The organism is Pseudoalteromonas sp. MMG022 (assembly GCF_021654245.1).
Classification (GTDB): Bacteria; Pseudomonadota; Gammaproteobacteria; order Enterobacterales; family Alteromonadaceae; genus Pseudoalteromonas; species Pseudoalteromonas amylolytica.
This window is the reverse complement of sequence record NZ_JAKFZQ010000004.1, coordinates 100,396-118,962: the sequence shown is the minus strand read 5'-3', so window position 1 is coordinate 118,962 and position 18,567 is coordinate 100,396. Positions and strand designations below refer to the sequence as shown.

The following is an 18,567-nucleotide window of genomic DNA, read 5'->3' as shown; positions in this document are numbered from 1 at the left end:
CATAGTTCTGCGTTTTTATTTGCGTATTATATTAACACGCATCGATTCTAAGCGTATATTTAGCTTATCATTAGATTTTATCATTAGTCGCAAACTCGCCCTGCTATTCACAGCGTATGCGCCCCGCGATTTATTAGGAGAGATGTATGACCTCATTTGCTTGGATGGGACTTATCGTAGTCGTTGCCATCGCCGCCTTTTTTATTGGTTCAGTGTGGACTAAAAAGCAATTTAAACATGGTGAACTTGAGCAACAAGCTCAGCAAGCCAAACATGAGCTAGAGCAATACCGTCAGGAAGTTGCCGACCACTTAGCAAGCACCAAAAAACTGATGACAAAGATGCAAGACAGTTATAGCCAACTTCTCAATCATGTTGAAGAAACCAATCAGGTGTTATTAACCGAAAAACCAACACATCCCAGTGAGCCGTTTTTCTCAAAAGAAACCACCGAACAATTACATGCTTCACTGAAAAGCCGCCCCGAGCGTCGCCGTAACGACAAAACCAATGAAGGTGCAGCCCAACCGACTGACTATGTTGACGGAGAGAGCGGCCTATTCTCGGGGGAGCGTTCAGAAAGTAAGCAGTCAAAAGTCTCTTGATGAACTTTTTTTTGACCCCATAGTCAGTAAATATAGTTTTTTACAATAGCGAAATGGCAACTGGTGCTTTGTTCAAAGCACGCGCCTTTTCAATGCATTAACGCTTTTTGCGGAGTATTTACTGACTATGAAATTGAAACACTCGTTATTAACAGCAGCTATTTTATCAACGTCACTACTTCTTAGTCCAAACGCTGCCTTAGCCAAATTACCTATGGCAGTTGATGGACAAACCATGCCAACACTTGCACCTATGTTAGAGCGCGTCACTCCAGGCGTAGTCAGCATTCAGGTGACTGGTGCAAAGGAGGTACGTCGGCGTGTTGACCCATTTGATTATTTTTTCGGTAACCCACAACCACGCAGTCAAAAGCGCCCATTCAGTGGCCTAGGTTCAGGCGTCATTATCAATGCTGATGAAGGCTATGTCGTGACAAATAACCATGTAATTGCCGATGCAGAAAAGATCATTGTGACACTTGAAGATGGCCGCGAGTTTGAAGCCAAACTGGTTGGCACCGATAAAGAGTCTGACATCGCTTTGTTAGAAATCGATGGCGAAAACCTCACCGAGATTAAACTCGCTGATTCTGACAAACTGCGTGTTGGCGATTTCTCAGTGGCCATCGGAAACCCTTTTGGTCTTAGTCACACAGTGACATCAGGTATCATCAGTGCGCTAGGACGTAGTGGTTTAAATATCGAAGGTTACGAAGATTTCATTCAAACAGACGCGGCTATCAACCAAGGAAACTCGGGCGGGGCCCTCGTGAACCTACGCGGTGAACTGATCGGTATCAACACCGCAATATTAGGTGCATCTGGCGGTAATGTGGGGATCGGGTTTGCTATTCCTTCAAACATGATGAAGAACCTCGTTGACCAGATCGTTGAATTTGGTCAGGTTCGTCGCGGTTCGCTTGGTATTGAAGGCCGAACCTTAGATGCTGGTATCGCTAAAGCACAAGGCTTTGATGTGAAACAAGGCGCATATGTTGCCCGCGTTATTAAAGATTCAGCCGCTGCCGAAGCTGGCATACTCGCAAACGATGTCATCATTAGCGTAAATGGTGGCAACATCCAAAGCTTTGCAGAGTTAGCCAGTAAAATTGCAACTATAGGTGAGGGCCGAACGGTCGAGTTAGGTGTCTACCGTGATGGTAAAAGACGCACCATAGAAGTGACCTTAAAAGGCCAAGGGGAAGCACAAGCTCCAGCGGATAGAATTCACCCAATGCTGCGAGGTGCGGTCTTAGAAAGTGGCGAGCGAAATGGCAATAAGGGGGTTGTTGTAACATCCGTTGAGCCTCGCTCACCAGCTGCTAGAGTTGGTCTAGAAGAAGGAGACGTGATAATGCAAGTGAACCGCAAGCGAGTCGATAGTATCCGCGATATGAGTAACCTTATCGAAGATATTCAGGGTAACATCGTACTAGGCATAAAACGCGGTAGAGATTCAGTGTTCTTACTTATCCAGTAACAATAAATTAGTAGGAAAAACACAGCGACACTTGCCGCTGTGTTTTTCTTTGTGCATCATAAAACGATTAAAAATCATAAAGACTGCGCATGTTAAAATTTATTCGCTTTATTCTGCCTCCGATGTTGGCAGGGCTTTGTATCGCATTTGTTATTATTTGGTTCTCTCCTAATCTAAAAAATGCGCTCCTTCCCAAACTGGACGTTTCCGGTCACTATTCTAGCAGCCATATGAGCTTTGCTGATGCTGTCGAAAAAGCCTCTCCTGCTGTAGTTACCATATTCTCAGAGAGCATCTCCTCAGTACCGCGCTACATGCGAGCTAACACAACTCAAGAGCTAGGTTCTGGTGTACTCATGTCTCACGACGGCTACATATTGACTAACTATCACGTCGTGAACGATGCAGATCAAATCATGGTGATCCTAACAGATGGTCGCCGTTTCGATGATGTACAGGTAATAGGCTTTGATACCATCACTGACTTAGCCTTATTGAAAATAGATGCGCAACATCTGCCGGTTATCCCCATTAATGATAATTTTAGCCCCCGTGTAGGCGATGTGGTGCTAGCAATTGGTAACCCGCTCAACCTAGGGCAAACCATCACGCAAGGTGTTATAAGCGCTACTGGCAAGCAGACGCTCACCGATAGCCCCTATAATAATTTATTGCAAATGGATGCGGCAGTGAACGTAGGTAACTCTGGTGGCGCGCTGGTTAACTCTAACGGTGTACTGGTTGGTATTACCTCGGCGCAGTTTCGTACCCGCTATAATATCGACATTCAGGGGATCTCGTTCGCTGTTCCTTATAAACTTGCTAAAGAAGTGATGCAAAAGCTGATTCAGGATGGCCGCGTAGTCAGAGGGTACTTAGGTTTTAGGGGCGCTGCCGTGGATAGCACTGGCAAAGAGGTAACTGACCTCTATACGCGAATTGTAGGTCTCAGAGTGAGTGATTTAGATCCTCTCGGCCCGGCGTGGCAAGCGGGTATGCAAGAGAATGATATTATTGTTAAAGTGGCAGGAGAGCCCGTTACCAACCCGCAAAAAACACTTAAATTTATAGGTAATACTCGCCCCGGAACGCGTCTTGAATTTCAAGTGTATCGCGGTGACGAATTACGTACCTTCACCCTAGTTGTAGCGGAACTTGAAACTCGTGCAAACTAAGCCCTAAAATAGATAACAAAAAAGCGAGTATAATCACTCGCTTTTTTGTTACTCGGGCTTTGTAAACAACTAATTGTGTCTACGTTTAATCTTAGCCCCTAATTTGCTCAGCTTATTTTCAATACGTTGATAACCTCTATCAACATGATAGATGCGATCCACAACGGTTTCACCACTGGCAACAACCCCCGTTAAAATCAAGCTTGCAGACGCTCTTAAGTCCGTCGCCATTACCTGCGCACCACTTAATTTGTCAGTCTCTGCACATATCGCTGTATTGCCTTCAAGGCGGATGTTTGCGCCCATACGCTGCAATTCAGGCACGTGCATAAAGCGATTTTCGAAGATGGTTTCGGTGATAGTTGCACTACCTTCTGCAACCACATTCAACGCGGTAAACTGTGCTTGCATATCTGTAGGAAAACCAGGATGTGGCATCGTCTTGATATTAACCGCTTTGAGTGTGCGCCCTCTCATATCCAGATAGATGCTGTTATCTGTCACTTCAACAAGTGCATTGGCTGCCCGCAGCTTGTCTAGTACCGGCTCCAAGCTAGTGTGATCGGTGTTGGTGCACAAGACCTCGCCTTGAGCCATCGCAGCGGCGACTAGGAAAGTACCTGTTTCAATTCTATCTGGTAGAATTTTATGCTCGCCTCCAGCGAGCTTGTCGACGCCTTGTATCTCGATACGACTGGTGCCAGCACCTGTTATCTTAGCGCCCATCGCTCTCAAGCAGTCAGCTAAGTTCGTTATCTCTGGCTCGCGTGCTGCGTTTTCCAGTATGGTCGTTCCATCAGCCAACGTTGCAGCCATCAATAGATTTTCTGTTGCCCCCACGCTGACCGTTTCCATATAAATCTCAGCGCCCTTCAAACGTCCATCCACTTTTGCATTGATGTAGCCATTATCTACACTAATTTTTGCCCCCATACGCTCCAAACCGCTGATATGAATATCAACAGGACGCGCGCCGATTGCACAGCCCCCAGGCAATGAAACTTGCGCTTCGCCAAAACGCGCAAGCAAAGGTCCAAGGGCCAATACCGAAGCGCGCATTTGCTTTACTAATTCATATGGCGCGAGCACTTTGTCAACGGAACGACCATCAACAAACAGGATATCACCTTGCCACTTAACCCCCGCACCAAGTGTTTTTAATAATGCTTCTGTTGTACCTATATCCCTCAGTTGTGGAACATTGGAAAAGCGGCTTTCACCGTCTGCAAGTAGTGCAGCAAATAGAATAGGAAGCGCCGCATTTTTGGCGCCAGATATAGTGACCTCACCCGCTAAAGTGGTGCCCCCTTGGATAACAAACTGATCCATCGTGACTCCGTTATTGCGGTAGAATAAATTTGCGTTCTCTTTGCCACTCCGTTGGCGTAAATGCTTTGATGCTTACGGCATGAATCGTGCCGTCAGAGATTGTTCCCATCAACGGACCATATACTAGCTGTTGCTTTTTAACGCGGCTTAACCCGTCAAAACACTCTCCAACTGCTATCACCTCATAGTGATTTCCATTGGCTTTAACGATCACTTCTTGCAGTGACAATGCGTCTCTTAATAAAGTTTCGACTTGGTTTGTTTCCATTAGACTCACTCAAATAAGTTCGATACCTGACCCAACGCCATTAAATTATGGAGTTGTTCAGGCACATTTTTAAGCTCAAGGCGTTTGCCTTGGCTCTGTAATTTACCTAGGGAGTGAATTAACCAAGCTAAGCCCGCCGTGTCAACCCTAGAGACCTCAGAAAGGTCAAAATAACGTACCGACTGAACGTTTTCTATCTGCTGGTTAAGAAGGCGTTCATTCACTAAGCTGTTCCTAGTTAATTCACCACAAATACGGACAAGTTCGTCGTCAAGCTTCACAAACTCTACTTTATTTGTTGCCATCATCCCCCCTAAACTGGACAGGTAAACGGCTTTTCTTATCGAGTAGGTCAATTACATGTGCAATGCCTTGTTGGCGTAAAATACCATGTAGTTCTGTTTGTTTGGCATCCAATAAACTAATACCTTCTGCCATCATATCATACGCACGCCATTCATTATTTGAGTCTCTACGCACTTTAAAGTCGATTTTAATATCAGGTTTACCTTCCTCAACGATTGTGGTCTTCACGATAGCAACCTGGTCGTCTGTAAACTCTTTCGCGGCGCCAAACTCAACATTTTGATTGGTGTACTGAGTGAATACACCTGCGTAAGTGGCTACCAAATAGTTCTTAAAGACTTCAATAAATTGCTTAACATGTTCAACGGCCTGAGCTTTTTCTTCCTTATCAGTGATATTTCTGACCTTTTGGATATAGCTACCCAATACTCTGTAGGCGGCATATTTATAATCGATATATGGCAATAGCTCTTCTTCGACGATGATGCGAAGATGTTCTTTGTTCTGCTGTATAATCGCTTGGTCCTTTGTAATACGCTTGAATGTATTGTCAGCCACTTGCTGGACCATTTTATACGGGTCCTGCATATTCACCGTATCATTTGCGTATGTCGTGCTGCTGCAAATCAATAGTGCAGCAACGAAAAGAAATCCTACTATCGCACGCATTATTCGCTACCTTGATTAAATAAAAACTGTCCAATCAACTCTTCTAATACTAGTGCTGATTTAGTGTCAGTGATCAAATCACCATTTTTAAGTGCCTTACTCTCAACACCAAAAAGCGCTTCAAGTTCCGTATCACTGTCTCCTGTCACTTCATTACCTAAGCAGGTTTGCTTTGCAGAGTCTGAAGCAATAACAGGAGAAATGCCAAGATACTGCTCACCCAATATTCCTGAAGTAAGGATAGATACTGAAGTTGTATCAGAGAACTGACACTCATAACTTGCATCGATACTCATAGATACCACTGGAACAAACTCTTGTGGGTGAATACTTATCCCTTCCACGCGGCCAATCACGACCCCACCTACTTTGATTGGCGCTCGAGTTTTTAATGACCCTATATTTTCAAACTTAGCGTTCAATGTGTAAGTTTCACCATTACCACTAATACCTGTGTTTGCAACTTTTAGTGCCAGTACTGCAAATGCTGCAACACCCAATGCGACAAACAAGCCAACCAATATTTCTATATTCCGTGTATTCATTTGTTTTTAAAACCTTTTAACCTGAAAACATCACAGCAGTCAGTAAGAAATCAAACCCTAATACTGCCAATGAAGAATGGACTACCGTTTCAGTCGTTGCCTTACTGATCCCTTCCGACGTCGGGATACAATCGTAACCTTTATACAGCGCTATCCAAGTCACGATCAGTGCAAATACAAAGCTTTTGATCATGCCATTTAATATGTCTTTTTCGAACGAGACTTGAGATTGCATAATTGACCAAAAACTGCCTGCATCAACACCCAACCAATCAACGCCCACTAAATGCGCACCGAGAATTGCCACTGCAGAAAAAATCAATGCAAGTATCGGCATACTTATGAAACCAGCCCAAAATCGCGGTGAGATCACACGACGCAGCGGATCGATAGCCATCATTTCTAAACTGGAGAGTTGCTCTGTCGCTTTCATAAGACCGATTTCGGCAGTTAGCGCACTTCCAGCCCGCCCTGCAAATAATAGCGCCGTTACTACGGGACCTAGTTCACGTAATAAGCTTAACGCCACAAGAGGCCCTAAACTATCTTCCGCGCCATAACCGACCAATACGGTATATCCTTGCAGCGCTAATACCATGCCAATAAATAGCCCGGAAACCATGATAATCAAAAGCGACTGATGACCTACCATATACAGTTGGCGCACCAACAATGCAGGCCCTTTACGAAAATTAGGCAATCTGAGCAAAGCGCCGAATAACATTTGTGTTGCCCGGCCCAGCGAAGCAAATCGACTTAATGTCTTATGTCCAATTGCTTGAAACAAATCGATCACTGCAGACCCCCAGTTAGAAGCTCTTCTTCATAGCGTTGTGCCTTGTAATGAAATGGTACTGGGCCATCTGAAAGACCTTGTAAAAACTGCTGTACCAGCGGGGATTCATGCTCTTGCATTTGTGCAGGCGTACCACTGCCAATTACACCTTGCTCTGCGATAATCACCACATGATCAGCAATGCTCAATACTTCATTGACATCATGTGTCACAATCAATGAAGACAGTCCCAATACTTCATTGAGTGATTTGATTAGTTTGACTAATACACCCATAGAGATTGGATCTTGGCCAGCAAAAGGTTCATCATACATGATAAGCTCAGGGTCAAGTGCGATTGCGCGAGCCAAAGCAGCGCGCCTTGCCATGCCGCCTGATAATTCTGATGGCATTAAGTCTTTTGCTCCTCGTAAGCCAACCGCCTGTAGCTTCATTAGTACGACTAGCCTAATAAGGTCTTCACTCAACTGCGTATGCTCGCGCAGCGGAAAAGCAACATTATCGAACACCGACATGTCCGTAAACAGTGCACCGCTTTGAAACAACATACTCATTTTCGTTCGAGTATCGTACAAAGCTTTACGCGACATGCTAGGAATGCTGTGTCCTTCGAATAAAATATCTCCGTTATCTGGCTTTAGTTGACCACCAATCAGGCGTAACATAGTTGTTTTCCCGATCCCACTTGGGCCCATAATCGCGGTTATTTTTCCTTTTGGTACGGAGAAACTCATGTTTTTATAGATGATCCTATCACCCCGTGTGAAAGTCACATCCTTGATTTCTACAATTGCTTGCGACAAGCCGCTCTCCACATCTACTTTTGCTAATGGTGCCATAATACGATTTTTTGCTCTGTGAAGGAAAAAAGTTTTCGTAATTTTTTGTAATATAAAATGTCTGACCTGAACCTGAATACGCAGCAAACAGGCAATCAAATCGCCTCTTTTACTTATACTTTTGCGAGGGCATTTGTTACTATTTGCGCCATTGTAACTTAATCAATCGGCTTCACTTTTTATGGTTTTATCATTTGGTATTCTGATTCTCGGGTTTGTCGCATTAGTATGGAGCGCCGATCGCTTCGTTTTCGGTGCTGCGGCGCTTGCGCGTAATTTCGGTGTTCCTACACTGATTGTTGGTCTCACCATCGTAGCGATGGGTTCATCGGCCCCTGAGATGATGGTTGCAGCTCAGGCAGCATTTGCTGATAAAACCGATACAGCCGTTGGTAACGCGGTCGGGTCAAATATCGCGAATATTTTATTGGTACTGGGTATCACCGCATTACTTCGTCCCTTATCGGTCAGCTCCGGAATATTGAAACGAGAAATGCCTTTGTTGGTTTTAGTATCGCTGGCAGCATGGCTTATTGTTAGCGATGATCACTTTAGCTTTTTTGAAGGCGCCGCATTATTAGTAGGATTTATCGTATTTCTACTCACCTTGATCATTATCACAAAAAAAAGTGGCAACAGTAATGACCCACTGATCAATGAAGCCTGTGAAGAGGTGCCTAATGACGTACCGACAAGCAAAGCCTTACTATGGCTAATCGTCGGCATGGTATTGCTCCCTGTCAGCTCTGGATATTTAGTTGATGCTGCGGTTGATATTGCAAAATATTTTGGCATGAGTGACCTGCTGATCGGTCTCACAATTATCGCCATAGGCACAAGTTTACCTGAGCTCGCAGCCTGCGTAGCTGGTGTTTTAAAGCAAGAAGATGACCTTGCACTTGGTAATATTATTGGCTCTAATATATTCAATATATTGGCCGTGCTGTCTATTGCTGGCATTATTAATCCCGCGAACATTGATAGCAATATCGCCAACCGCGATATTTACATCATGTTAGGTGCAACTTTAGCATTGGTTTTCATGAGTCTGAGTTTTACTGGAACGCGTCGCATTAACCGCTTTGAAGGTGGCCTTTTACTCGCAGCGTTTATTGGCTATATGTACTACATAATTACCTAGGATCCACTTTCATGTTATCGAAGCAGTTTATTGATACCGCTCAGCGAGTTATTGAGATAGAACAGCAAGCCATCACCGAAATTGGCCAGTATATTGACACGCACTTTGCAAGCGCCTGTCAGGCTATTTTTGATTGTCAGGGCCGCACTATTGTTATCGGTATGGGAAAGTCGGGACACATTGGTAACAAAATCGCTGCAACATTTGCAAGTACAGGCACGCCGGCATTTTTTGTTCACCCAGGAGAAGCAAGCCACGGCGACTTGGGTATGATCACCAAACAGGATGTTGTATTGTTGATCTCAAACTCAGGTGAAACAAGTGAAGTTTTGAATATTATTCCCGTGATAAAACGTATTGGTGCAAAAATAATTACGATGACGGGTAACCCTCTTTCTTCAATGGCAAAACTATCTGACATTCACCTCAATATTGCCATTTCAAAAGAAGCTTGCCCACTTGGTCTAGCACCAACAGCCAGCACCACTGCAACGCTTGTTATGGGTGATGCACTGGCCGTTGCGTTACTCGAAGCGAAGGGCTTTACCGCCGATGATTTTGCACTGTCACATCCAGGTGGCTCTTTGGGCAAACGTTTATTGCTGACGTTAAATGAAATCATGCACAAAGATGAACAAGTCCCGATTGTTTCATATACAAGTACGATTAAAGATGCGCTTTTTGAAATGTCAGCAAAAGGGCTCGGTATGACCACCGTTGTAAATGAGCACAATGAACTAATTGGTATTTTCACTGATGGAGATTTGCGACGTATTATCGAGCAACGGGTTGATTTACACCACACACCGATTCACAAAGCAATGACGGTGAACTGCACAACAGCAAAAGCTGATATGCTAGCCGCAGAGGCTTTAAATATCATGGAAACTAAACGAATCAATGGCTTGGTTGTCATAGATGACTATAACCGCCCTATTGGCGCACTCAACACTCAAGATTTGCTTCGCGCAGGGGTGCTTTAACATGGAGATATCTGTGACAACAGAGTGTCATTCATTATTTATTCATCAAACGCATTTTAGTTTGAGGTACAGCGTAACGCTGCGACCACGTTTTGGAAACTTGTAATGAGTAGCAGTCGAGCCATTTTGCTTATTATTTTTGTCATATCAATGACTTGGCTTTGGTACCCCTATCTAACACAGGAAACCCCAAAAACGAGTAAACAGAGTGACATAATTGCGAAACCAGATTATATCGCAACTGAGTTACAACAAACCTCATATAATGAGGCTGGCGTCAGAACTTACACGGTCACGGCTGTTAAAATGGAGCTATATCAAGAACTTGGATTTAGCCACTTTACTGCGCCGGTATTTAACTTGTATAACGGCTCACAAAGCTGGCTGATTTCTTCCCAAGAGGCCACTTTGTATGAAAATAATACGCTGATGTTAGAAGGAAATGTAGAAGCTCAAAATCTTACGACGGGTGCGATGATCTCGTTGATTAAAGCAGACAATATACGCGTTGAAATAAATGAGCGACTAATGCAGTCGGAACGACCAGTTGAAATTACTGGACCGAGTTTAAAGATTACAGGCAAAGGTCTCTATGCCGATTTAAACACCGATATAATTGAATTAATAAACCATACTCGAACTATTTATTATGACCAATAAATTATTATTTACTGTAACCTTGCTTGGGTTGCTCCTATGCCACAGCGTTAACGCGCAGCAAAATAAGACGACCAGTGAGGTTTCCATCAAAGCGGGTAAGCAACAAGCCATGCTAAAAACCAATATTGGCATATTTGAACAGAATGTCGAAATCATTCATGGCAACCGTAAAATCAATGCCGACAGATTAGAAGTTCATCGCCGAGAAGAATTAGGCGATAATAAACAACTCCTCGTAGCAACGGGCAACCCTGCTCGCTTTATTGAAAAGCAGCTAGATGGAACTGAACTTACCGCCAGCGCGCTGGAAATCCGTTATGATGTTGCTAATCGTACTTTGGTCATCAAAGGCAATGCCTCTATCAACCAGTCTGGACAGATTATTCAAGCTCAGTCAATCACCTACGACATGGACAAACAACTGATCAGTGCTGAGCGAGGTGAACAGGATAACGCTCGAGTACACACCATTCTTGTACCTGAGAAGAAATCAAAAAAACCAGACCAAGGTAAGTAATTATGAGCGTATTGACCGCAACGGCTCTGGCAAAGAGCTACAAGGGCAGACAAGTTGTCAAAAACGTTAGCCTAAGCGTAGAAGCGGGTAGCATAGTCGGTTTACTCGGTCCAAATGGTGCTGGAAAAACAACGAGCTTTTACATGATTGTTGGCCTTGTTCCAAGTGACCATGGCACGGTTTGTATTAACGATCATGATATTACGCTATTGCCTATGCATAACCGAGCCCGCCTTGGTATAGGTTATTTACCGCAGGAATCATCTATTTTTAGAAAGCTAACAGTGTACCAAAACTTGATGGCAATTCTAGAAACGAGGAACTCACTAAACAAAGAAGCCCGAGAGCAGGTTTTAAACGAGTTATTGGATGAGTTCAACATCCAGCATATTCGTGACAGTTTAGGTATGGCTTTATCTGGAGGTGAGCGCCGTCGTGTTGAAATTGCTCGCGCTTTAGCCGCAAATCCAAAATTTATCCTCCTAGATGAGCCTTTTGCTGGTGTTGATCCCATTTCAGTGTTAGATATAAAGAAAATAATCGAACATTTAAAAAATAGAGGTATCGGTGTACTTATTACCGATCACAATGTTCGAGAAACCCTTGATGTATGTGAAAAAGCCTACATAGTATCACATGGTGAACTGATCGCATCTGGGACGCCTGAACATGTTTTGGCGGATCAAACAGTAAGAGATGTCTACCTTGGTGAACAATTCAGGCTATAGTTAATATACGCTTGGTCACAACAATAAAATAGAGAATAAGAAGGATTGTTAAAGGTACATGAGGCAATCGTTACAGCTGCGCATGGGGCAGCAACTTACCATGACACCGCAATTACAGCAGGCCATTCGTTTGCTGCAATTGAGTACGCTGGATCTACAACAAGAAATTCAAGAAGCGCTGGATAGCAACCCCCTTCTTGAAATAGAAGAGTCTGATTCCGATTCTGAGCTTGATAGTGATGCTCAAGAAAAAAATGGTAAAGATAATAGCCAGGACGATGCAAGCCAAGATCAGGACACCTATGAAGCAGAGGCCGTTAGCGACTATGAAATGGACTCTGATGCGGCGCTGAGCAAAGATACCGTCAGCGATGAATTGGCCATGGATGTTACTTGGGATGAGTACATGAGTGCCGCCCCTGCAGCCAGCAGCGGCCCTATGCCTGAAGACGAAACCGTTTATCAAGGCGAAACCACTGAAACCCTTCATGAATACTTAATGTGGCAACTTGAGCTCACTCCTTTTAGTCCAACGGATCATGGCATCGCTGTCGCAATCGTAGAGGCAATTGATGATAACGGTACTCTGACACTGAGCACCGAAGATATTCTAGAGAGCCTTAATGACGGCAATACTGAAGAGCTTATTGAACTTGATGAAGTAGAAGCAGTACTAAAGCGTATTCAATTGTTCGACCCAGTCGGTATTGGTGCACGCAGTTTGCAAGAGTGTCTCTGCATTCAGTTAAACCAATTTGACCCAAAAACAACACCTTGGCTCCAAGAAACCAAAATGATACTCAACGAGCACATTGATCTTTTAGCGAGCCGAGATTATCGCACCTTGATGAAAAAGACCAAGCTCAAGGAAACTGAGCTCAAAGAAATTATGACGTTGATTCATTCGCTCAATCCAAAACCCGCAGCGAGTATTATTCGGGAAGAGTCAGAATATGTAATCCCAGATGTATCAGTTAAAAAAGTCAAAGGTCGCTGGGTTGTTGAGTTAAATCCCGATTGTATGCCAAAAATCAGAGTGAATGATCACTACGCGGCAATGTCACGCTCAGTGAAATCCAGCACAGACAGTCAGTTTATACGCTCACATCTTCAAGAAGCTAAATGGTTCATTAAAAGCTTAGAAAGCAGAAATGAAACTTTAATGAAAGTTACTAATTGCATTGTGCAACAACAACAGGCATTCTTTGAACATGGCCCTGAAGCAATGCGGCCTATGGTGTTAAATGATGTAGCTGAAATGGTAGAGATGCACGAGTCAACCATCTCTCGAGTTACGACTCAAAAGTATATGCATACACCTAGGGGCATTTTTGAGTTGAAATACTTCTTCTCAAGCCATGTGAGTACAGAAAACGGAGGAGAGTGTTCATCCACTGCGATTCGAGCACTTATCAAAAAGCTAGTAGCTGCAGAAAATACCGCGAAACCATTAAGCGATAGTAAAATAGCAGATATCCTAGCAGAGCAAGGAATAAAGGTGGCCCGACGCACCATAGCCAAATATCGGGAGTCGTTAGCCATTCCACCGTCCAATCAGCGTAAGAGCTTGATTTAGACGTAATACCAAAGAAGGAAAATGCTTATGCAACTAAATTTAACTGGTCGTCATGTAGAAATCACTGATTCATTAAGAGACTATGTAACCAACAAGTTTGCGAAGCTGGAAAGGCATTTTGATCACATCAACAATGTACATGTGATCTTAGATGTTGAAAAGCTGGTCCAAAAGGCCGAAGCCACTTTACACGTCAATGGTGGAGAGTTATTTGCATCAACGGAACATCAAGATATGTATGCTGCGATCGATGGCCTTATCGATAAGTTAGATCGCCAAGTAATTAAACACAAAGAGAAGCTTACTCGACACTAATCATGAAATTAAGCTCACTTATCAATAAGGACTGCAGTAAAGCTGCGGTCCTTTTTAATAGCAAAAAACGGGTTCTCGAATACATCAGTGAGTTAGCGCATGAACAACTCCCAGAGCTAAGCCAACATGACATACTAAATGCATTGATGAGCCGAGAAAAATTGGGGAGTACTGGTATTGGTAAGGGCATCGCAATCCCTCATGGCCGAATCGAGGGTATCGACGAAGTTACCGCTATGTTACTCGTAAATCAGCAAGGAATCCCTTTCGATGCCATTGATAACCGTCCCGTCGATATATTTCTCGCACTGATAGTCCCAGATGGTGATAATCAACAGCACTTGAAAACCCTTGCAGCCATTGCCGAAAAGCTAAATAATAAAGAATTCTGTAAACAACTGCGCAATGCTGGCAATGATGAGGAACTTTATGCCATTATTGCTTCAGCAGACTAGGTTACCAAAGGGAGCATAATGGAACTAATCATCATTAGCGGTCGTTCCGGTTCTGGAAAATCCGTTGCCTTACGTGTACTCGAAGATTTGGGGTATTACTGTGTTGATAACATTCCTGTTAATCTACTGCCCTCACTAGTGCGCAGCGTATCTGACAATTACGATAAAATAGCCGTCAGTATTGATGTACGCAACCTGCCAAAAGAGCAACAAGACTTTAATGATATACTTGAGTACTTACCGGGTTTTGCAAACCCAATGTTGTTTTACCTTGATAGTGACGACAATACACTCATCAGACGCTTTTCCGAAACTCGCCGCCTGCATCCGCTATCAATACATGATCTGCCCTTAGATTTAGCAATAAAAGCAGAAAAAAAACTACTTGATGTACTCACCACTCGTGCAGATGTCCTGATAGACACCACAGATTTGAGTGTTCACCAACTCGCAGAAACCATTCGAGAGCGAATTTTAGGTAAGAAAGATAAACAACTTATCGTTACATTTCAATCATTTGGGTTTAAGCATGGCATACCTAAAGAGGCTGACTTTGTTTTTGACGCACGCTTTTTGCCAAACCCTCATTGGGAACCCGAGCTCAAGCCATTGACCGGTTTAGATCAACCCGTAAAAGACTACTTGGCAAGTCACAGCATTGTGCAAAAATTTACATGGCAAATTCAAACTTTCGTGCAAACTTGGCTACCCCACCTTGAGCGCAACAACCGTAGTTATTTAACCATCGCTATCGGTTGTACAGGTGGACAACATCGCTCTGTCTATCTAGCACAAACCATTGGTGAGAGCTTTGCACGTACGCACCCAAACATTAAAATCCGCCATAGAGAACAAGATACCTGATATTATGCGTTGTGAAGATACTTTCTTAATTCAGAATAAATGTGGATTACATGCCAGAGCCGCGTCAGTACTCGCACAGTTAGCAGTGAAGTTCGATGCACAAATTACTCTATACCAAGATGATAAATCTGCCGATGGCAACAGTGTGCTTGCATTGCTACTACTAGAAAGTAGCCAAGGCAAAGAGGTTAAAGTCGTTTGTGACGGACCAGATGCGCAGGGAGCACTTCAAGCGATTGGTGAGCTAATTGCCCAAAAGTTTCATGAGCAAGAATAAGTTAGCAGGCTTATACTCTATATAAAAACCACTTAGATACTTGGTAAGCAGGCAGAATTTACGTTAAACTCTTAGGCAATGAGTTGTGCCTGACTTTCTCTGTCATACCTTAGCTGGCTCTTCAGCTTCTCCTTAAGGCACTGCGTTAAAATAACAACAGTATTTGAAGGAAGCCTATGCCTGAAGCCCTTGAACAAGACTATACACTGCAACAACTGCAACAAGTAACGCAGGCTTTAAATAGTGGACAGTTTGTTCAAGTCAGACGCATTTTGGCTGAAACTGCACCGTGTGATACTGCACTACTGCTAGAGTCCTCTCCACACAAGGTTCGTCGCCAACTTTGGCAACTGGTCGACCCAGATATTCAAGGTGATGTACTAGAAGAGCTATCGGAAGATGTTCGTCTTAGTATCATCGTCCAGATGGAACCTGAGCTCATCGCCGCCGCCACCGAAGATATGGATGACGATGACCTTGGGGAAGTACTGAGAAGCTTGCCTGAAACCGTCTACCAAGATGTGGTCGGTGCGATGGATGCCCAAGATAGAGAGCGTGCAACTCAAGCTCTATCTTATCAGGAGCGCTCAGCCGGTGCCTTGATGAACACCGATACCGTTACCATTCGTCCAGACGTCTCGTTAGATGTGGTGCTAAGATACCTAAGGCTCAGAGGCGAACTGCCAGATGGTACCGACGATCTCTATGTGGTTGATAAAGACAACTGCTTTATTGGTGCTTTATCACTTAACAGCTTGCTGACAAACTCACCAGATCAGCTGGTCCGTGATTTGATGGACACTGATAAAGAATCTATTCCTATCACCATGGAAGAAAAAGAAGTGGCACAACTATTTGAACGCCACAATTGGATTTCTGCTGCTGTAGTTGACGATAATGCGCATTTGTTAGGTCGTATCACCATTGACGATATCGTTGATGTTATTCGTGAAGATGCCGAGCACAGCCTGATGAGCATGGCTGGTCTTGATGATGAAGAAGATACCTTCGCACCGGTGTTCAAAAGTTCGAAACGTCGTTCTATCTGGTTGGGGATCAACTTACTTACGGCTCTTTTAGCGGCTTTTGTTGCCAGCTTCTTTGAAAGTACCCTCGATATTCTGCCATTTTTGGCAGTACTCAATGGAATAGTTCCTAGTATGGGTGGCGTCGCTGGGAGTCAAACATTAACTTTGGTTATTCGCGGTATTGCCTTAGGCCATATTAACCAAACTAACCAACGATTTATTCTCGGTAAAGAGCTGGCCATCGGCGCGCTCAATGGTGTGTTATGGTCTATTCTCATTGCTGGCGTCGTTGCCTTGTGGCAGTGGGATTTTGTGTTGGGTGCTGTAATTGCTTTCGCTATGTTTATGAATTTACTCGCGGCTGGTATTGCAGGTGCGAGTATTCCTATTATTTTAAAACGCATGAACATTGACCCAGCATTAGCAGGGAGTGTGGTATTGACTACCGTCACAGATATTGTGGGCATTTTCGCCTTCTTAGGTACAGCGACCTGGTTCTTAATTTAGTCAGATATGGGGGCATCTACCCCCTTATCTACCTTTTAGGCTCCCGCCACTTGCATCGAGTCAATTAAAATCGACCCCGTTTGGACGCTGCCTCGATATTCAATGTCTCCACCGATTGCTTGAATGCCTTTGAACATGTCTGCCAAATTACCCGCTATGGTGATCTCACTGACAGGGTATTGGATTTGGCCATTCTCAACCCAGAACCCAGAAGCACCTCGGGAGTAATCGCCTGTGACGGTGCTTACTCCTTGCCCCATCAGCTCAGTGACCAACAACCCAGTTCCCATGGTTTTTAACAAGGCGTTGAGATCATCATGAGTTTGTTGTACCAACCAGTTGTGTATGCCTCCAGCATGTCCTGTCGCCGTCATTCCCAATCGGCGAGCAGCATAACTGGATAATAAATACGTTTGAAGTTCACCACCTTGAATAATTTCTCTATCCAATGTCTTCACCCCCTCGCTATCAAATGGACTAGAAGCTAAGCCTTTAGGTAGATGTGGTCTCTCAAATATGCTGACGCAAGGGTTAAATATCTGCTGACCTAACTTATCTAGCAAAAAGCTAGACTTACGATACAATGCGCCGCCACCAATCGCAGATACAAGATGACCAAACAAGCTGTTTGCTATATCTGCTCTAAAAATCACTGGCGTTCTCATCGTGTTTAGTTTTTGGCTGTTTAATTTGGCTAAGGTTGATTGCGCTGCTTCTAAACCTATTTCAGTGGCCGACTTCAGCCCTTGACGCTCACGAGAAACCGAAAATGCCGAGTCACGCTGCATTTGGCCACCATCTTTACCAATCACCATCGTGCTCAGGGTATGACGACTGCGTGGAAACCCCGCCAAAAAGCCGTGACTGTTACCATACACACGTAATCCTTGGTGACTGGCGAAACTTGCTCCATCCGAATTGACGATACGCTCATCTGCATTCAGCGCTGCTTTTTCTGCTTCTATACATAGTTCAATACCATGCTCGGGCGTCACCTCCCACGGATGAAACAAGTCCAAATCTGGTGGAGACATTTCTAGCAGCGCTTTGTCAGCGACACCATTACAAGGGTCGTCCGAGGTAAACTTGGCAATGTCTATGGCTTTTTCAACCACTGTTCTTATTGCCTTTGGACTTAAATCGGCGGTGGATGCGTTACCTTTGTGATTGCCCACATACACACATACACCTAAGCCACCATCTTGATTGAACTCAATGGTTTCAACTTCGCCCATACGAGTACAGATAGACAGACCTGAAGTGCTAGACATTGATGCTTCAGCACTCGTTGCCCCAAGCTTTTTCGCGTGGCTTAACGCCTCTGACACAGCTTGTTTTACTTCATCTATTTGTGTATAAATCGGGTGTTGCTGAGAATGTGCCATGCTCATTATCTCTTCAAAATAATCTTTATAATCTAATGCTAACACACATCTAAACTATCACCCCATTGAGAAAAAGCTTTTGTGTCACAAAATTGGTATACTTAGTACAAATCCGTTAA

The 18,567-nt window shown here is 44.0% G+C and carries 22 protein-coding genes; 14 read left to right on the top strand and 8 right to left on the bottom strand.

Features of this window, described 5'->3' with window-relative positions:
• Nucleotides 1-146 precede the first annotated feature (146 nt).
• From L1070_RS05000 to L1070_RS04990, 3 genes are all read left to right on the top strand, one after another.
• Nucleotides 147-605 (top strand): YhcB family protein, encoded by a 459-nt coding sequence (locus tag L1070_RS05000; protein WP_070983175.1) that lies wholly within the window; start codon nucleotides 147-149, stop codon nucleotides 603-605.
• A 127-nt stretch (nucleotides 606-732) separates the two neighbouring features.
• Complete coding sequence (locus L1070_RS04995) at nucleotides 733-2,085, top strand: DegQ family serine endoprotease (protein WP_070983174.1); 1,353 nt, start codon at nucleotides 733-735, stop codon at nucleotides 2,083-2,085.
• Nucleotides 2,086-2,174: 89 nt separating this feature from the next.
• Nucleotides 2,175-3,260 (top strand): trypsin-like peptidase domain-containing protein, encoded by a 1,086-nt coding sequence (locus L1070_RS04990; protein WP_070983173.1) that lies wholly within the window; start codon nucleotides 2,175-2,177, stop codon nucleotides 3,258-3,260.
• 69 nt (nucleotides 3,261-3,329) lie between these two features.
• Here the strand turns inward: L1070_RS04990 and murA are convergent, their stop codons facing one another.
• From murA to L1070_RS04955, 7 genes are read right to left on the bottom strand one after another with little or no spacing between them, the layout of a single operon-like run.
• Nucleotides 3,330-4,589 carry a UDP-N-acetylglucosamine 1-carboxyvinyltransferase gene (murA, locus tag L1070_RS04985; protein ID WP_070983172.1) on the bottom strand — a complete coding sequence of 420 codons (1,260 nt, stop codon included), beginning with the start codon at nucleotides 4,587-4,589 and terminating at the stop codon, nucleotides 3,330-3,332.
• 10 nt (nucleotides 4,590-4,599) lie between these two features.
• Nucleotides 4,600-4,857, bottom strand: coding sequence for a BolA family iron metabolism protein IbaG (gene ibaG / locus L1070_RS04980; protein ID WP_237124706.1), 258 nt, complete (start codon nucleotides 4,855-4,857; stop codon nucleotides 4,600-4,602).
• A 5-nt stretch (nucleotides 4,858-4,862) separates the two neighbouring features.
• Nucleotides 4,863-5,162, bottom strand: coding sequence for an STAS domain-containing protein (locus L1070_RS04975; RefSeq protein ID WP_070983170.1), 300 nt, complete (start codon nucleotides 5,160-5,162; stop codon nucleotides 4,863-4,865).
• Complete coding sequence (locus L1070_RS04970) at nucleotides 5,149-5,832, bottom strand: ABC transporter substrate-binding protein (protein WP_237124705.1); 684 nt, start codon at nucleotides 5,830-5,832, stop codon at nucleotides 5,149-5,151. Before L1070_RS04970 ends, L1070_RS04975 begins: the two co-directional genes overlap by 14 nt.
• Complete coding sequence (mlaD, locus tag L1070_RS04965) at nucleotides 5,832-6,377, bottom strand: outer membrane lipid asymmetry maintenance protein MlaD (protein WP_070983168.1); 546 nt, start codon at nucleotides 6,375-6,377, stop codon at nucleotides 5,832-5,834. Before mlaD ends, L1070_RS04970 begins: the two co-directional genes overlap by 1 nt.
• A gap of 16 nt (nucleotides 6,378-6,393) precedes the next feature.
• Nucleotides 6,394-7,173: a lipid asymmetry maintenance ABC transporter permease subunit MlaE gene (gene mlaE / locus L1070_RS04960; protein ID WP_070983167.1), complete on the bottom strand. Its 780-nt coding sequence runs from the start codon at nucleotides 7,171-7,173 to the stop codon at nucleotides 6,394-6,396.
• Nucleotides 7,170-8,012, bottom strand: a complete 843-nt coding sequence (locus L1070_RS04955; RefSeq protein WP_070983420.1) for an ATP-binding cassette domain-containing protein — start codon at nucleotides 8,010-8,012, stop codon at nucleotides 7,170-7,172. Before L1070_RS04955 ends, mlaE begins: the two co-directional genes overlap by 4 nt.
• A 181-nt stretch (nucleotides 8,013-8,193) precedes the next feature.
• Here L1070_RS04955 and L1070_RS04950 point away from each other — a divergent pair, with 181 nt between their 5' ends.
• From L1070_RS04950 to mgtE, 11 genes are all read left to right on the top strand, one after another.
• The gene (locus L1070_RS04950; protein WP_237124704.1) at nucleotides 8,194-9,153 is read left to right on the top strand and encodes a calcium/sodium antiporter; all 960 of its coding nucleotides are present in this window, start codon (nucleotides 8,194-8,196) and stop codon (nucleotides 9,151-9,153) included.
• 11 nt (nucleotides 9,154-9,164) lie between these two features.
• Nucleotides 9,165-10,136 carry a KpsF/GutQ family sugar-phosphate isomerase gene (locus L1070_RS04945; RefSeq protein ID WP_237124703.1) on the top strand — a complete coding sequence of 324 codons (972 nt, stop codon included), beginning with the start codon at nucleotides 9,165-9,167 and terminating at the stop codon, nucleotides 10,134-10,136.
• 105 nt (nucleotides 10,137-10,241) lie between these two features.
• A complete protein-coding gene (lptC, locus tag L1070_RS04940; RefSeq protein WP_237124702.1) occupies nucleotides 10,242-10,796 on the top strand; it encodes an LPS export ABC transporter periplasmic protein LptC in 555 nt (184 codons plus the stop codon).
• A complete protein-coding gene (lptA, locus tag L1070_RS04935) occupies nucleotides 10,786-11,313 on the top strand; it encodes a lipopolysaccharide transport periplasmic protein LptA (RefSeq protein ID WP_070983163.1) in 528 nt (175 codons plus the stop codon). Before lptC ends, lptA begins: the two co-directional genes overlap by 11 nt.
• A gap of 2 nt (nucleotides 11,314-11,315) precedes the next feature.
• Nucleotides 11,316-12,041: an LPS export ABC transporter ATP-binding protein gene (gene lptB / locus L1070_RS04930; RefSeq protein ID WP_070983162.1), complete on the top strand. Its 726-nt coding sequence runs from the start codon at nucleotides 11,316-11,318 to the stop codon at nucleotides 12,039-12,041.
• 58 nt (nucleotides 12,042-12,099) lie between these two features.
• Nucleotides 12,100-13,617: an RNA polymerase factor sigma-54 gene (locus L1070_RS04925; protein ID WP_237124701.1), complete on the top strand. Its 1,518-nt coding sequence runs from the start codon at nucleotides 12,100-12,102 to the stop codon at nucleotides 13,615-13,617.
• 27 nt (nucleotides 13,618-13,644) lie between these two features.
• Complete coding sequence (gene hpf, locus L1070_RS04920) at nucleotides 13,645-13,932, top strand: ribosome hibernation promoting factor (RefSeq protein WP_010376661.1); 288 nt, start codon at nucleotides 13,645-13,647, stop codon at nucleotides 13,930-13,932.
• Nucleotides 13,933-13,934: 2 nt separating this feature from the next.
• Complete coding sequence (gene ptsN, locus L1070_RS04915; RefSeq protein WP_237124700.1) at nucleotides 13,935-14,387, top strand: PTS IIA-like nitrogen regulatory protein PtsN; 453 nt, start codon at nucleotides 13,935-13,937, stop codon at nucleotides 14,385-14,387.
• A gap of 18 nt (nucleotides 14,388-14,405) precedes the next feature.
• Nucleotides 14,406-15,251 (top strand): RNase adapter RapZ, encoded by an 846-nt coding sequence (gene rapZ, locus L1070_RS04910; RefSeq protein WP_237124699.1) that lies wholly within the window; start codon nucleotides 14,406-14,408, stop codon nucleotides 15,249-15,251.
• A 4-nt stretch (nucleotides 15,252-15,255) separates the two neighbouring features.
• Nucleotides 15,256-15,528 (top strand): HPr family phosphocarrier protein, encoded by a 273-nt coding sequence (locus tag L1070_RS04905; RefSeq protein WP_237124698.1) that lies wholly within the window; start codon nucleotides 15,256-15,258, stop codon nucleotides 15,526-15,528.
• Nucleotides 15,529-15,704: 176 nt separating this feature from the next.
• Nucleotides 15,705-17,063 carry a magnesium transporter gene (gene mgtE / locus L1070_RS04900; RefSeq protein ID WP_070983157.1) on the top strand — a complete coding sequence of 453 codons (1,359 nt, stop codon included), beginning with the start codon at nucleotides 15,705-15,707 and terminating at the stop codon, nucleotides 17,061-17,063.
• 35 nt (nucleotides 17,064-17,098) lie between these two features.
• Here the strand turns inward: mgtE and pmbA are convergent, their stop codons facing one another.
• A complete protein-coding gene (gene pmbA / locus L1070_RS04895) occupies nucleotides 17,099-18,448 on the bottom strand; it encodes a metalloprotease PmbA (RefSeq protein ID WP_237124697.1) in 1,350 nt (449 codons plus the stop codon).
• Nucleotides 18,449-18,567: the final 119 nt, after the last annotated feature.